Source organism: Ruegeria discodermiae (assembly GCF_030758345.1).
Classification (GTDB): domain Bacteria; phylum Pseudomonadota; class Alphaproteobacteria; order Rhodobacterales; family Rhodobacteraceae; genus Ruegeria_C.
In genome coordinates this window covers 816,331-829,294 of record NZ_JAVAMO010000001.1, presented here as the reverse complement: position 1 = coordinate 829,294, position 12,964 = coordinate 816,331, and the positions used below count along the sequence as shown (strand labels likewise).

Annotated in this window: 11 protein-coding genes; 2 read left to right on the top strand and 9 right to left on the bottom strand. The window is 63.0% G+C overall.

All coding sequences use genetic code 11. The annotated features are described in order from the left end of the window. Positions 1 to 46 precede the first annotated feature (46 nt). On the bottom strand, positions 47 to 1,342 hold the full coding sequence (gltA, locus tag Q5Y75_RS04115) for a citrate synthase (protein ID WP_306194602.1): 1,296 nt from the start codon (positions 1,340 to 1,342) through the stop codon (positions 47 to 49). Positions 1,343 to 1,458: 116 nt separating this feature from the next. After that, positions 1,459 to 2,874, bottom strand: a complete 1,416-nt coding sequence (gene gltX, locus Q5Y75_RS04110) for a glutamate--tRNA ligase (protein WP_306194600.1) — start codon at positions 2,872 to 2,874, stop codon at positions 1,459 to 1,461. A gap of 79 nt (positions 2,875 to 2,953) precedes the next feature. On the opposite strand from gltX, the gene Q5Y75_RS04105 reads away from it, so the two are divergent. After that, positions 2,954 to 5,005: a ComEC/Rec2 family competence protein gene (locus Q5Y75_RS04105; RefSeq protein WP_306194598.1), complete on the top strand. Its 2,052-nt coding sequence runs from the start codon at positions 2,954 to 2,956 to the stop codon at positions 5,003 to 5,005. On the opposite strand, the gene lexA is transcribed toward Q5Y75_RS04105, so the two are convergent. From lexA to Q5Y75_RS04075, 6 genes are all read right to left on the bottom strand, one after another. After that, entirely contained in the window at positions 4,999 to 5,697 is a 699-nt protein-coding gene (lexA, locus tag Q5Y75_RS04100) for a transcriptional repressor LexA (protein WP_306194596.1), read from the bottom strand. The genes Q5Y75_RS04105 and lexA overlap by 7 nt on opposite strands. A 79-nt stretch (positions 5,698 to 5,776) precedes the next feature. After that, positions 5,777 to 6,949, bottom strand: coding sequence for a molybdopterin molybdotransferase MoeA (locus Q5Y75_RS04095; protein ID WP_306194594.1), 1,173 nt, complete (start codon positions 6,947 to 6,949; stop codon positions 5,777 to 5,779). Next, complete coding sequence (moaC, locus tag Q5Y75_RS04090; RefSeq protein WP_306194592.1) at positions 6,946 to 7,419, bottom strand: cyclic pyranopterin monophosphate synthase MoaC; 474 nt, start codon at positions 7,417 to 7,419, stop codon at positions 6,946 to 6,948. Before moaC ends, Q5Y75_RS04095 begins: the two co-directional genes overlap by 4 nt. Beyond that, the gene (trpC, locus tag Q5Y75_RS04085; RefSeq protein WP_306194590.1) at positions 7,419 to 8,231 is read right to left on the bottom strand and encodes an indole-3-glycerol phosphate synthase TrpC; all 813 of its coding nucleotides are present in this window, start codon (positions 8,229 to 8,231) and stop codon (positions 7,419 to 7,421) included. Before trpC ends, moaC begins: the two co-directional genes overlap by 1 nt. Then, positions 8,228 to 9,247 (bottom strand): anthranilate phosphoribosyltransferase, encoded by a 1,020-nt coding sequence (gene trpD / locus Q5Y75_RS04080; protein ID WP_306194587.1) that lies wholly within the window; start codon positions 9,245 to 9,247, stop codon positions 8,228 to 8,230. Before trpD ends, trpC begins: the two co-directional genes overlap by 4 nt. Then, positions 9,244 to 9,825, bottom strand: a complete 582-nt coding sequence (locus tag Q5Y75_RS04075) for an anthranilate synthase component II (RefSeq protein WP_306194585.1) — start codon at positions 9,823 to 9,825, stop codon at positions 9,244 to 9,246. Before Q5Y75_RS04075 ends, trpD begins: the two co-directional genes overlap by 4 nt. A gap of 140 nt (positions 9,826 to 9,965) precedes the next feature. On the opposite strand from Q5Y75_RS04075, the gene Q5Y75_RS04070 reads away from it, so the two are divergent. Then, positions 9,966 to 11,429, top strand: a complete 1,464-nt coding sequence (locus Q5Y75_RS04070) for a divergent polysaccharide deacetylase family protein (RefSeq protein WP_306194584.1) — start codon at positions 9,966 to 9,968, stop codon at positions 11,427 to 11,429. 21 nt (positions 11,430 to 11,450) lie between these two features. On the opposite strand, the gene trpE is transcribed toward Q5Y75_RS04070, so the two are convergent. Next, entirely contained in the window at positions 11,451 to 12,962 is a 1,512-nt protein-coding gene (trpE, locus tag Q5Y75_RS04065) for an anthranilate synthase component I (protein WP_306194583.1), read from the bottom strand. Positions 12,963 to 12,964 lie beyond the last annotated feature (2 nt).

Here is a 12,964-nt window from a genome sequence, read left to right as displayed (position 1 = left end):
AAGGCCCCGCATGTCGCGGGGCCCTTTCGGAATGATCGAGATGGGATCAGCGCTTTTCGATATCCACGTAGTCGCGCTCGGTTTCGCCCAGATAGAGCTGGCGCGGGCGACCGATCTTGTTTTGTGGATCGGCAATCATCTCTTTCCATTGGCTGACCCAGCCCACCGTGCGGCTGAGCGCGAAGATGGGGGTGAACATGGATGTGGGGAAGCCCATCGCCTCAAGAATGATGCCCGAATAGAAGTCGACATTCGGGAACAGCTTCTTCTCGGCGAAATACGGATCTTCCAGTGCTTCTCTTTCAAGCTCTTTGGCGACCTGCAGTTTGGGGTTGTTCTCGATCCCCAGCAGATCCAGAACCTCATCCGCGGATTGCTTCATCACCGTCGCGCGCGGATCGAAGTTCTTGTAGACCCGGTGACCAAAACCCATCAGGCGGAACGGATCGTCTTTGTCCTTGGCGCGGGCAATGTATTCGGGGATGCGATCCACCGACCCGATCTCTTCCAGCATTTCCAGGCAGGCCTGATTGGCGCCACCATGGGCCGGACCCCAGAGACAAGCGATACCAGCCGCGATACAGGCGAACGGGTTCGCGCCTGAGGACGAGGCCAGACGCACAGTCGAGGTCGAGGCGTTCTGCTCGTGATCGGCATGTAGCGTAAAGATCCGGTCCATCGCGCGGCTGAGGATCGGATTGACCTCATATTCCTCGGCCGGAACACTGAAGCACATGCGCAGGAAGTTCGAGGCATAGTCCAGATCATTGCGCGGATACACAAAAGGCTGTCCGGTGTGATACTTATAGGCCCAGGCCGCGATAGTCGGCATCTTGGCGATCAGGCGGTGCGAGGCAATCTCTCGCTGACGCGGATCATGAATGTCGGTCGAATCGTGATAGAAGGCCGACATCGCGCCGACCACGCCGACCATAATCGCCATCGGGTGCGCATCTCGGCGGAAGCCGCGATAGAAATACTGCATCTGTTCGTGCAGCATCGTGTGGCGGGTGATGGTGGTTTCGAATTCCTCAAGATCCGAGGCATTCGGCAGTTCGCCATAGAGCATCAGATAGCAGACTTCGAGGAAATGCGATTTCGAGGCCAGTTGGTCGATCGGATAGCCACGATGCAGCAATTCACCCTTGTCGCCATCAATATAGGTGATGGTGCTGTCGCAACTTGCGGTCGAAGTGAAGCCGGGGTCGTAGGTGAAAACGCCTGCATTGCTGTAAAGCTTGCGAATGTCGATCACATCCGGACCGGCAGTCGGCGAGAAGATCGGCAATTCATAGGTTTCGCCGTGCACGTTCAGCGTGGCCGATTTTTTGTTTTCAGTCATTATGTCCCTTCCTCTTTTAAACACGACAATGGTGCCAGACGGAGGCATCAGAACCGTGCGGATGTTGCTCGCGCGGGGGCCGCGCAAGCCGGGTTATCGGGGAGGCGTGGTCCCTGTCAGGACGACCGGACCAGTTCCGCCGCATCTGCCAATCGGGCCAGGGTTTCTTCACGACCCAGAACGACCATCATGTCAAACACCGAAGGTGTTACAGACCGGCCTGCCAAAGCGGCGCGAAGGGGCCCGGCCAGTTTGCCAAACTTCGTTTCGCGCGCCTCGCAGAAGGCGTTTAAGGTCTCCTCCAAGCTTTCTCGCGACCAGCTAGCATTTTGCAGATGCGGCGTCAAATCGTTCAGTATACCATCGGATACAGAATTTAGGGCTTTGCTGGCTTTCTGATCCGGCACGATGGGCCGGGAGGCCAGAACAAACGCCGCTTTTTCAAGAAGTTCTGGGAAGGTGCGCGCACGATCCTTGAGGCAGAACATCGCCCGCTCAAGATTGTTTGATTGCATTTCACTCAATGTGGGTTGTTCCGCCGCCGCCAGATAGGCTTCGATTTCCTGCCGCAGCGCGGCGTCATTTGTGGTTGCAATATGCTGGCCACAGAGGTTTTCCAGTTTCTTCAGGTCGAACCGGGCTGGGCTTTTGCCGATTCCCCCCAGATCGAACCAGTCGCGCGCCTGCGCGTCGGTAAAGAATTCGTCATCTCCATGGCTCCAGCCCAGCCGCGCCAGATAGTTGCGCATCCCGGCGGCGGGATAGCCCATCGCCTGATATTCCTGCGCACCAAGAGCGCCATGACGCTTGGACAGTTTCTTGCCGTCGGGCCCGTGAATCAGCGGGATATGCGCCCAGACCGGAACCTCCCAGCCCATCGCCTCGTAAATCATCATCTGCCGTGCAGCGTTGTTGAGGTGGTCATCGCCCCGGATCACATGGGTCACGCCCATATCGTGGTCATCCACAACCACGGCCAGCATATAGACCGGCGTGCCGTCCGAGCGCAGCAGCACCATGTCGTCCAACTGGTCGTTGCGGATGGTCACATCGCCCTGCACCTGATCTCGGATCACGGTTGTACCCTCCTGCGGGGCCTTGATGCGGATCACATAGGGCGCATCGGGGTGGGTCGCGGCATCAGCCTCGCGCCAAGGGCTGCGGAAGAGGGTGGATTTGCCCTCGGCCCGCGCCTGCTCGCGGAAAGCGGCGATCTCCTCCTGGGTGGAAAAGCACTTGTACGCCTTGCCCTCGGTCAGCAATTGCCGCGCGACTTCGGCATGGCGGTCAGCCCCCTCGAACTGGCTGATCACCTCGCCATCATGGTCAAGGCCCAGCCACGCCATGCCCTGCAGAATCGCCGCCGTTGCTTCGGGGGTGGAGCGTTCGCGGTCGGTATCTTCGATCCGCAACAGGAACTTGCCGCCCCGACCACGGGCAAAGAGCCAGTTGAACAGCGCCGTGCGCGCGCCGCCGATATGCAGGAACCCGGTCGGAGACGGGGCGAAACGGGTGACAACCTGATCAGACATCGATGCCTTTTACCTTTTGGTAACCATGTGGGAGATAGCGTTTGCGTCTGAATAACGAGCCGGACGGACAGGAGCAAGCATGCGCGTTCTGGCGCGGATCGAGGCGGCGCTGCTGGCGCAGCGCGGATACCTGTTTCCCTGGGCGCCGGTCTGCATGGCGCTGGGGATCGGCGCGTATTTCCTGCTGCCGCAGGAGCCGTCCCGCGCATTTTACCTGACGGTGGCGCTGGCGGGGCTATCGGGCATCTGGGTCGCGCGGCGCCGTCCCGGCGCATGGACGCCGATCGGAGCCGCGCTGGCCCTTGCCGCCGTCGGGTTCCTGTCGTCTGGCTACCGCGCCCATCAGGTCGCCGGACCGGTGCTGGACTGGCACTATTACGGCCCGGTTGAGGGTCGCGTGGTCGGGCTGGACCGGTCGGCCTCGGATGCGCCACGCGTCACGCTGGACCGGGTTCGACTGCTGCGTGTCGCACCGGTTGAAACGCCGCGCCGGGTCCGCATGTCGCTGCATGGCAATGCTGTTGCGCAACTGGTGCCGGGCCAGCAGGTCATGACCACTGGGCATCTGTCGCCCCCGCAAGGCCCGGTCGAGCCCGGCGGGTTCGATTTTCGCCGCCATGCCTGGTTCAAGAGCATCGGCGCGGTGGGCTATACGCGCGTTCCGGTTCTGGCGGTGGCACCGCCTGAATTGGGAAGCCTGAGGATGCGGATTTTCGCCCTGCGCATGGCGGTGTCGGATCACATCCGGCAGGTGCTGCCCGGCGATGTGGGAGGCTTCGCGGCTGCGGTCACAACCGGCGACCGCAGCGGCGTGAGCCTGGCCACCCTTGATGCTCTGCGGGCCAGCAACCTGGCGCATCTGCTGGCGATTTCGGGGCTGCATATGGGGTTGCTGACCGGTTTTGTCTTTGCTGCCCTGCGGTTCGGGCTCTGCCTTATCCCGCCTTTGGCGCTGCGCTGGCCGGTCAAGAAACTGGCCGCGATCGGCGCGCTGCTGGCGGCGGCGGTCTATCTGGCGCTCTCGGGTGGCAATGTTGCGACTGAGCGCGCCTTTATCATGGTCTCGGTGATGCTCTGCGCGGTGCTGGTGGATCGCCGCGCGATTTCGCTGCGCGCCGTGGCCATGGCGGCGCTGATCGTTCTGGTGCTGCGGCCCGAATCCCTGCTCAGCCCCGGGTTCCAGATGTCCTTTGCGGCAACCACGGCACTGGTCGCGGTCTTTGGCGCCATCCGGAGGTGGGAGGCTTCGGTGCTGCCCAAATGGCTGAAACCGACGGCGGGGGTTGTGATCTCCTCCGCCGTGGCGGGGTTTGCCACCGCACCGGTGGCGGCGGCGCATTTCAACGCCATCGCGCATTATGGCCTGCCTGCCAATCTGCTCTCGGTGCCGTTGATGGGTCTGCTGGTGATCCCGGCGGCGGTTCTGGCCCTTTGCCTGTCGCCTTTCGGGCTGGGTTGGATCGGGTTGAAGCTGATGGGGCTGGGGCTGACATGGATATTGGGGGTCGCCCATTACGTGGCGGCGCTGGAAGGCGCGCGCGGCTTTGTGGTCAGCCCCGGCCCGCTGGTTCTGCCGCTCCTCTCATTGGGCGCGCTTTTTGTGATCCTGTGGCAAGGTCGATTGCGATGGGTGGGCGTTGTGCCGGTGCTCTGTGCGTTTGGACTCTGGGCGGGGGCCGAGCGTCCGCAGGTGCTGATCGCCGATAGCGGCAAGCTGGTTGGCGTGATGACCGAGACGGGCCGGGCGCTCAGCCGGGCCAGGGGCAGCGGGTTCGTGGCCAAGGTGTGGCTGGAAAACGATGGTGACGGCAAGGATCAGGCAGCGGCGGCGACCCGTTGGACCGCAAGCGAAGGGCCCGTGCCGAAAATGCGGCTGGGGTCCTGGCAGATCGTGCATGTTGCGGGTAAGAGGGCGGCGCAAACAGTCACCGAATGCGCGGCGGACCAGATCATCGTGACAGCCGTGCCGCTGGATCTGTCCGGCGGCTGCCGCATCTTCGATCCTGCCAAGCTGCGCCGAACCGGCAGCCTGTCGATCAGCAACACTGGTAAGATCGCTGCCAGCAAGGCCACACAGCAGCGCCTTTGGCACGGGACGCGCGCCAAAGGGGCAGGGCGCAGGCCTCAGTAAGTGCGGATCAATCCGACCAGGCGGCCCTGAACGCGCACTTTCTCTTCCGGGAAGACGCGGGTTTCATAGGTCGGGTTGGCGGCCTCAAGCGCGATGGCGTTGCCACGGCGAAAGAAGCGCTTCAGCGTGGCTTCCTGATCCTCGACCAGCGCCACCACGATATCGCCATTATCGGCGGCGCCGCTTTCGCGGATCACCACGATATCACCATCATTGATCCCGGCATCGATCATCGAATCGCCTTTGACTTCAAGCGCATAATGCTCGCTGGTGCCGGACACCATCGTTCCAGGTACCGAGACATGGCTGGAGACGTGGCTGATTGCCTCGATCGGGACACCGGCGGCGATGCGACCCATGACGGGCAGTTCCATCGCGTGAACAGCAACCGGTTCGGTATTGGCCGGGCGGGGCATGTCGGGGCGGTCGCCGTCGATGACACGCGGCTGGAACCCGAGCGTCGATTCACCCCCCAGGCTTTCCGGCAGCTTCACGATCTCGATGGCGCGGGCGCGATGGGCGAGACGGCGGATAAAGCCGCGCTCCTCCAGCGCCGTGATCAGGCGGTGGATGCCGGATTTCGACCGCAGATCCAGTGCCACCTTCATTTCGTCGAAACTGGGCGGCACGCCATCAGCCTGTAGACGTTTGTGAATAAACTCCAGCAAATCCAACTGCTTCTTGGTCAGCATTGCGCACACCTCTGCTCCATGCGTTTACATTTGTTCTACGCATGTTCCTGTTTTGTGTCAATGCGTTTGACGTAGGCGCTCAGAGCGGGATGTAGCTGACTATCTCTCCGACCGCTCGGGCTGGGTCTTTGGGGGGACGCAGGATCAGCGCATTGGCGCGTGCCAGAACACTCAGCAGCGAACTGTCCTGGTCCTCCGCCGCTGCGATGTCACTTCCGTCCAATGTGGCGCGCATGTAATGCGCACGCGGGCCGTTTTCTGACAAAGGCGCGCTCAGCACGGCTTTGCGCATTTGGGGCAGCGTGTCGGGCAAGCCCAACATGTAGCGCAGCAGGGGCAGCACGAAGATATGCCCACAAATCATTGCAGAGACGGGATTTCCTGGCAGCCCGATCATCGCCGCATTCCCCAGGCGCCCTGCCATCAGTGGTTTGCCCGGGCGCATCAGCACCTTGTAAAACGACCGCTCCATACCGAGCGTGCCGGTGACCTCTTCGACCAGATCGTGATCGCCCACCGATGCACCGCCGATGGTGATCACCAAGTCGGCACCCGCCGCCAGTTCCAGCGCGGCGGTGAGCGAGCGTGTCGTATCACGTGCCACCGGCAACATCCGGACCTGCGCGCCGACCTCTTGGAACAGCGCCTTCAGGCCAAAGGTGTTGGAGGCGATGATCTGATCCGGGCCGGGGATCTCGCCGGGCATCACCAGCTCGTTGCCGTTCGAGATCAGGGCAACAACCGGGCGACGGGTGACCGGCACATCGGCGATGTTCATGGCGGCCAGCAGGGCGACATCGGATGGCGACAGGCGGCGGGGGGCGGTCAGGCGGTCTCCGGTCTTGAAATCCACGCCTGCGGGGCGGATATTGGATTTGGTGCCCGGACCATCGGTGATCGTGACGAGATCACCGCGCTGTTCGGTATTTTCCTGAATGACGACAAAATCCGTGCCTTCGGGCATCGGGGCACCGGTGAAGATGCGCACCGTCTGACCCGGTTTCACATCGCCGGAAAAGCGTTTGCCCGCAGCGGCTTCGCCGACGAGTTTGAACATGGCATGCAATTCGACCTCGGCCGAATTCATCGCATAGCCGTCCATCGATGAGGCCGCAAAGGGCGGCTGGTCGCGGGTCGCGACCGCATCGCGGGCCAGAACCCGGCCTGCCGCCTGTGCCAGTGGGATGGTCTCGGCTTCCAGCGGCGAGACGAGGGCGAACAGATGGGCGCGGGCCTCGTCAACAGAAATCATTGTGCCTCGTAGCGGCCTGATTTTCCGCCATCTTTCAGGATAACGCGAATGCCGCCGATCTGCATGGATTTGTCCACCGCCTTGGTCATGTCATAGACCGTCAGCGCCGCCGTCGACACCGCCGTCAGCGCCTCCATCTCGACGCCGGTCTGACCGGTGGTGCGTACGGTGGCCTCGATCTGCACACCGGGCAGGTCCGGGTCCAGCGTCAATTCAACGGCGACCTTCGTGACCGGCAGCGGATGGCAGAGCGGGATCAGGTCGGGGGTCTTCTTGGCCCCCATGATGCCCGCCAGACGGGCGACACCCAGAACATCCCCTTTCTTGGCGCGGCCTTCTGAAATGATATCAAAGGTTTCGCGCTGCATACTCACGTGGCCTTGGGCCACCGCGATACGGTCGGTGATCTCCTTGTCCGAGACATCGACCATATGGGCATCGCCCTTGCTGTCGAAATGGGTCAGTGCCATCACATGGCTCCGGGCACCAGCGGATTGGCCAGCATCTCACGGGTGGCCTTTTCCACGTCCTCCTGGCGCATCAGGCTTTCGCCGATCAGGAAGCAGCGCGCGCCATAGCGGGCGATATCGGCCAGTTCGGCGGCGCTGTGCAGCCCGCTTTCGCAGACGATGGTGCGATCCGAGGGCACCAGTTTCGACAGCGTGCGCGTGGTGTCGAGCGAGGTTTCAAACGTGTGCAGGTTGCGGTTGTTGATGCCGATCAGCGGGCTGGTCAGCTTGGCGGCGCGCTCAAGCTCATGGGCGTCATGCACCTCGATCAGCACGTTCATTTCCCAGTCATGGGCGGTCTTTTCCAATTCGGCGGCCTGTTCATCGCTGACCGAGGCCATGATGATCAGGATACAATCCGCACCCAGCGCGCGCGCTTCGACCACCTGATAGGGGTCATACATGAAATCCTTGCGCAGAACGGGCAGGTCGCAGGCGGCGCGGGCCTGTTTCAGATACGCCTTCGCACCCTGAAAGCTGGGCGTGTCGGTGAGAACGGACAGGCAGGTCGCGCCCCCAGCCGCATAAGCTGCGGCCAACGCCGCCGGATCGAAATCTTCGCGGATCAGACCTTTGGACGGGCTGGCCTTCTTGATCTCGGCGATCAGCCCGTAGCCATTCCGCTTGGCCTCGCGAAGCGCGGTCAGGAAAGGGCGCACGGCAGGTGCCTCGCGGGCCAGCGACTCCATCCGCTCAAGCGGGGTCGCTTCCTTGTCGGCTGCAACCTCTTCCAGCTTATAGGCCTTGATCTTGTCCAGAATGGTTTCCGTCATGAGGCGTCCTGTGTGATTTTGGCCAAGGCCGAGATTTTTTCGCGCGCCTTACCGCTATCAATGCTTTCCGCCGCGATTTCAACACCCTCCCGCAGGTCGCTCGCCTTTTCGCCGATCACCAGCGCAGCGGCCGCGTTCAGCAGGACGGCGTCGCGATAGGCCGAGGGCGCGCCATCGAGCAAGGCGTTGAAGGCGCGCGCATTCTCTTCCGGTGTTCCGCCGACGATCTCTTCGAAATCGTGCACCGGCAGGCCCGCATCTTCGGGATGCAGTTCGACTTCTTTCACCACGCCATCCTCAAGGGCCGCGACCCAACTGATGCCGGTGATGGTCAGCTCATCGGTGCCGTCCGAGCCATGGACCAGCCAGGCGCGGTCGGACCCGAGCTGTCCCAGCGTTTCGGCCATGGGTCGGATCAGATCGCGGGAAAACGCGCCGGTCAGCTGCCGTTTCACACCTGCAGGGTTGGTGAGCGGGCCCAGAATGTTGAAGATGGTGCGCGTGCCGAGCTCTTGCCGGGTGGGCATCACATGGGCGATGGCGGGATGGTGCATCGGGGCCATCATGAAGCAGATGCCAGCCTCTTTCAGCGCCTTTTCAGCTACATCCGCGCCGATCATCACGTTGATGCCCATCTGCCCCAGCGCATCCGCCGCGCCGGATTTCGAGCTGAGATTGCGGTTGCCATGCTTGGCCACCACCACATCCGCCCCGGCCACCACAAAAGCGGTCGCGGTCGAGATGTTGAGCGTGCCCTTGCCATCGCCGCCAGTGCCGACAATGTCCATTGCACCCTCGGGCGCGGACACCGCATGGCATTTCGCGCGCATCACGGCGGCGGCGGCGGCATATTCGTCCACCGTCTCGCCTCGCGTGCGCAGCGCCATCAGCAACCCGCCGATCTGGCTGGGCGTTGCTTCGCCCTCAAAGAGAACCTGAAACGCCTGTTCGGCTTGCGCGCGCGACAGGGGACCATTGGCGGCCGCATCAATCAGCGGCTTCAGCGCATCACTCATGCGGGGACCTTCATCTCATCCAGAAAATTGCGCAGCAGCGCATGGCCGTGTTCCGAGGCGATGGATTCGGGGTGGAACTGCACGCCATGCATCGGCAATTCACGATGCTGCAGACCCATGATTGTGCCATCCTCAAGCTCGGCGGTGATCTCAAGACAGTCCGGCAGGCTCTCGCGTTCGACAATCAGCGAGTGATAGCGCGTTGCCTCAAATGGTGAGGGCAACTCGGCGAACAGGCCTTTGCCACTGTGCTGCATCATGCCCATCTTGCCGTGCACGATTTCATGACAGCGCACCACCTTGCCGCCAAAGGCCTGACCGATGGTCTGATGGCCCAGGCAGACACCCATCAGCGGCGTTTTCGTTTCGGCAGCGGCTTGGGTCAGGGCGAGGCAGATGCCCGCCTGATCCGGGTCGCAGGGACCGGGGCTGAGCAGGATGCCGTCCGGCTTCATGCCCATCGCCTCCTGCACGTCCAGCGCGTCGTTGCGGCGCACCACCATCTCGGCCCCAAGCTCGCCCAGATAGTGAACGAGGTTGTAGGTGAAGGAATCGTAGTTATCGATCAGCAGCAGCATGTCAGCTCGTTGATTAAGGGCTGGCGAGGACCCGCCCCGCCGCAGTATAGTGTGGGCATACTTGTTCAGGCTTGCCGCGCAGCGTCAAGAGCGCAAGCCGGGCAATACCATAAGAAGAGCACGAAAGAGGCGACAAGGATATGGGCGGATTTTTCGGAGGACTGCTGGCCGGTGCGGCGGTTGTGCTATGTGTAAGCGTGGGAGCGTCGCTGCTGATGCCGCTCTCGCCCCAACCCGAGGTTGCGACTGAGACGCCCACAGCGGTGCCCGCGCAACCGGAGGCGGCAGAGGTCGACGTGGCTCAGCCCGGTCCGGATGCCGATCTGGTCGATCTTGCGCCGCGCGCGCCCGACGAGCTTGAAAGCGAAAGCGACACCATTGCAGCCAGCACCGGGGCCGATACGCAACCGGGAAACAAGCCAGATATTACAGAGACAACCGCGGGTCTGACCGGCCCCGAAGCGGGCGCGGCCCCTGAACTGGAGGTCGAGGCGGAAAAGCCGGTCTCGCAAACGGCGGCGATTGAGGCTCCGGCAATTCCGGAGCAGGACGAGACACCCAGTGTGTCGACCGAGGCGCCGGAACCGCCCGCGCCTGAGCCCGCCGAGCCGCCCGTGGTCACCCGCAACGGAGAGCCGTCGGTGCTGGCAGAGGCAACGCCGCCTGCGCTGGTCACCCCACAGGCACCGGAAGGGCAACAGCCCCCGGCTGCACCTGCAGCGCCCGCCGCTGAGCCCGAAGCGCCGCTGGTTCCCGAGGTTGAAACCGAAGCGGCCGAGACCGAAAGTGATTCGCCCCGGCTCGCCGCTCTGCCGCCCGTCCGGCAGGGTACCGGATCAGAGCCAAGTACACGAATCGGCACGCCGGTTGTGCCCCTGACCGACCGCCACAAGACCGTGTCGGCACCGGGAGTCGGAGAGCTTGGTGGTGAACCTCCGATTTCGGCCTATGCGGTGGGGTTCGATAACCCAGAAGAAAAGCCGCTGATGTCGATCGTGCTGATCGATGATGATGCCGCTCTGGGTGTCGAGGCGTTGCGCGAGTTTCCTTATCCGCTGACCTTTGCGGTCGATCCGACCAAGCCTGATGCCGCCGAGAAAATGGCGGGCCACCGCGCCGCAGGGTTCGAGGTGGTGATGCTGACGGATATGCCGCTGGCCGCCACCGCGCAGGATGCCGAAGTGTCGCTGTCGGTCTGGATGGAGGCCGTACCTGAAACGGTGGCGATTCTGGAAGGCACACGCACCGGTATTCAGGGCAACCGTCCGCTCTCGGATCAGATCACCGCGATTGCGGGTGGCACGGGGCGGGGGTTGATCACTCAGGGCAAGGGCCTGAACACGGTGCAGAAACTCGCCGCGCGCGAGGGCGTGCCCTCGACCGTGGTGTTCCGCGATTTTGACGGGGCGGGCCAGACGCCCACGGTGATGCGGCGCTTCCTCGATCAGGCCGCGTTCCGAGCCGGGCAGGAAGGGGCCGTCGTGATGCTGGGACGGGTGCGTCCCGACACGGTATCAGCGCTGCTGCTCTGGGGCTTGCAGGACCGCGCCAGCCGGGTGGCCTTGGCCCCGGTCTCGGCTGTCCTGACGCAAGATGCTGAGTGATCCCGAAGCGGCGGTCGGCTCCTAGCCGTTACCGCCGCCGGTAAAACGCGCTGCGTCCTCAGCCGCCCGGCGGATGGCGTTGGATTTATGGACGGTCTCCATGAACTCGGCCTCGGGGTCGCTATCATAGACCACGCCGCCCCCGGCCTGGATATAAAGCTTGCGATCCTTCACGATCGCGGTGCGCAGCGCGATACAGATATCCATGTCGCCACCCGAGGAGAAATAGCCCACCCCGCCGCCATAAATGCCGCGCTTTTCCGGCTCCAGCTCATCGATGATCTCCATCGCGCGCACCTTGGGCGCGCCTGACACGGTGCCTGCGGGCATCCCGGCAAAGAACGCATCCAGCGCGTCTTTGCTTTCCTCCAGCTCACCCACCACGTTTGACACGATATGCATGACGTGGCTGTAGCGTTCGATGATGAACTGCTCGGTCGGGCGCACGGTGCCGATCTTGGCCACGCGCCCGCAATCGTTGCGGCCCAGATCGAGCAGCATGAGATGTTCGGCAAGTTCCTTCTGGTCGGCGAGCAGGTCGACCTCATGGGCGCGATCCTCTTCCGGCGTCGCACCGCGGGGCCGCGTGCCTGCGATGGGGCGGATCGTGACCTCATCACCAAAGACCCGCACCAAGATCTCGGGGCTTGCGCCCACCACCTGGAAGCCGCCGAAGTTGAAATAGAACATGAAGGGCGAGGGGTTGGTGCGTCGCAGCGAGCGATAAAGCGCGAAGGGTGGCTGCGGGAAGTCCTGCGTCCAGCGCTGCGCCGGAACGACCTGAAAGATATCACCGGCGCGGATATATTCCTTGGCCTTCTCAACCGCGTCCAGATAGCCCTGCTTGGTGAAATTCGACACTGGTGGCGCGACCTCATGCGCCTGACCCAGATCGCGGCTTTCGCTGGGCATGGCGCGTTCCAGATCGCGCACGGCATCCATCACCCGCTCAGCCGCCTGTGCATAGGCCGCGCGCGCTGATTGACCCTCGCTGACCCAGGCAGGGGAAACCACCGTGACCTCGCCTTTGACGCCATCCAGCACTGCCACGATCGAGGGGCGCATCATCACCGCGTCGGGCAGGCCCAGCGGGTCGGGGTTTACATTTGGCAGATGCTCGACCAGGCGGATCATGTCATAGCCGAGATAGCCGAACAGGCCCGCTGCGGCCTGTGGCATGTCATCGGGCAGGTCTATCCGGCTTTCTGCCAGCAGCGCGCGCAACGTGTCCATCGGATTGCCGTCCTGGGCAACAAAGGCGTCAGGGTCGAACCGGGCTGAGCGGTTGATCGATGAGGCCTCGCCATGACAGCGCCAGATCAGGTCGGGCTTCATGCCTATGATCGAATAACGCCCGCGCACCTCACCGCCGGTCACCGATTCCAAGATGAACGCATCTTTCTGTGCGCCGGTCAGCTTCAGCATCAGCGAAACGGGCGTGTCCAGATCGGCGGCAAGCCGGGCATAGACCACCTGGTTTTCGCCTGCCTCATAGGCGCGAGCGAAGGCTTCGTATTCGGGGACGACGGCCATCT

Excerpts from the sequence above, each read along its gene's own strand:
- gltA (WP_306194602.1), bottom strand. The coding sequence starts at position 1,342 with ATGACTGAAAACAAAAAATCGGCCACGCTGAACGTGCACGGCGAAACC.
- gltX (WP_306194600.1), bottom strand. The coding sequence starts at position 2,874 with ATGTCTGATCAGGTTGTCACCCGTTTCGCCCCGTCTCCGACCGGGTTC.
- Q5Y75_RS04105 (WP_306194598.1), top strand. The coding sequence starts at position 2,954 with ATGCGCGTTCTGGCGCGGATCGAGGCGGCGCTGCTGGCGCAGCGCGGA.
- lexA (WP_306194596.1), bottom strand. The coding sequence starts at position 5,697 with ATGCTGACCAAGAAGCAGTTGGATTTGCTGGAGTTTATTCACAAACGT.
- Q5Y75_RS04095 (WP_306194594.1), bottom strand. The coding sequence starts at position 6,949 with ATGATTTCTGTTGACGAGGCCCGCGCCCATCTGTTCGCCCTCGTCTCG.
- moaC (WP_306194592.1), bottom strand. The coding sequence starts at position 7,419 with ATGGCACTGACCCATTTCGACAGCAAGGGCGATGCCCATATGGTCGAT.
- trpC (WP_306194590.1), bottom strand. The coding sequence starts at position 8,231 with ATGACGGAAACCATTCTGGACAAGATCAAGGCCTATAAGCTGGAAGAG.
- trpD (WP_306194587.1), bottom strand. The coding sequence starts at position 9,247 with ATGAGTGATGCGCTGAAGCCGCTGATTGATGCGGCCGCCAATGGTCCC.
- Q5Y75_RS04075 (WP_306194585.1), bottom strand. The coding sequence starts at position 9,825 with ATGCTGCTGCTGATCGATAACTACGATTCCTTCACCTACAACCTCGTT.
- Q5Y75_RS04070 (WP_306194584.1), top strand. The coding sequence starts at position 9,966 with ATGGGCGGATTTTTCGGAGGACTGCTGGCCGGTGCGGCGGTTGTGCTA.
- trpE (WP_306194583.1), bottom strand. The coding sequence starts at position 12,962 with ATGGCCGTCGTCCCCGAATACGAAGCCTTCGCTCGCGCCTATGAGGCA.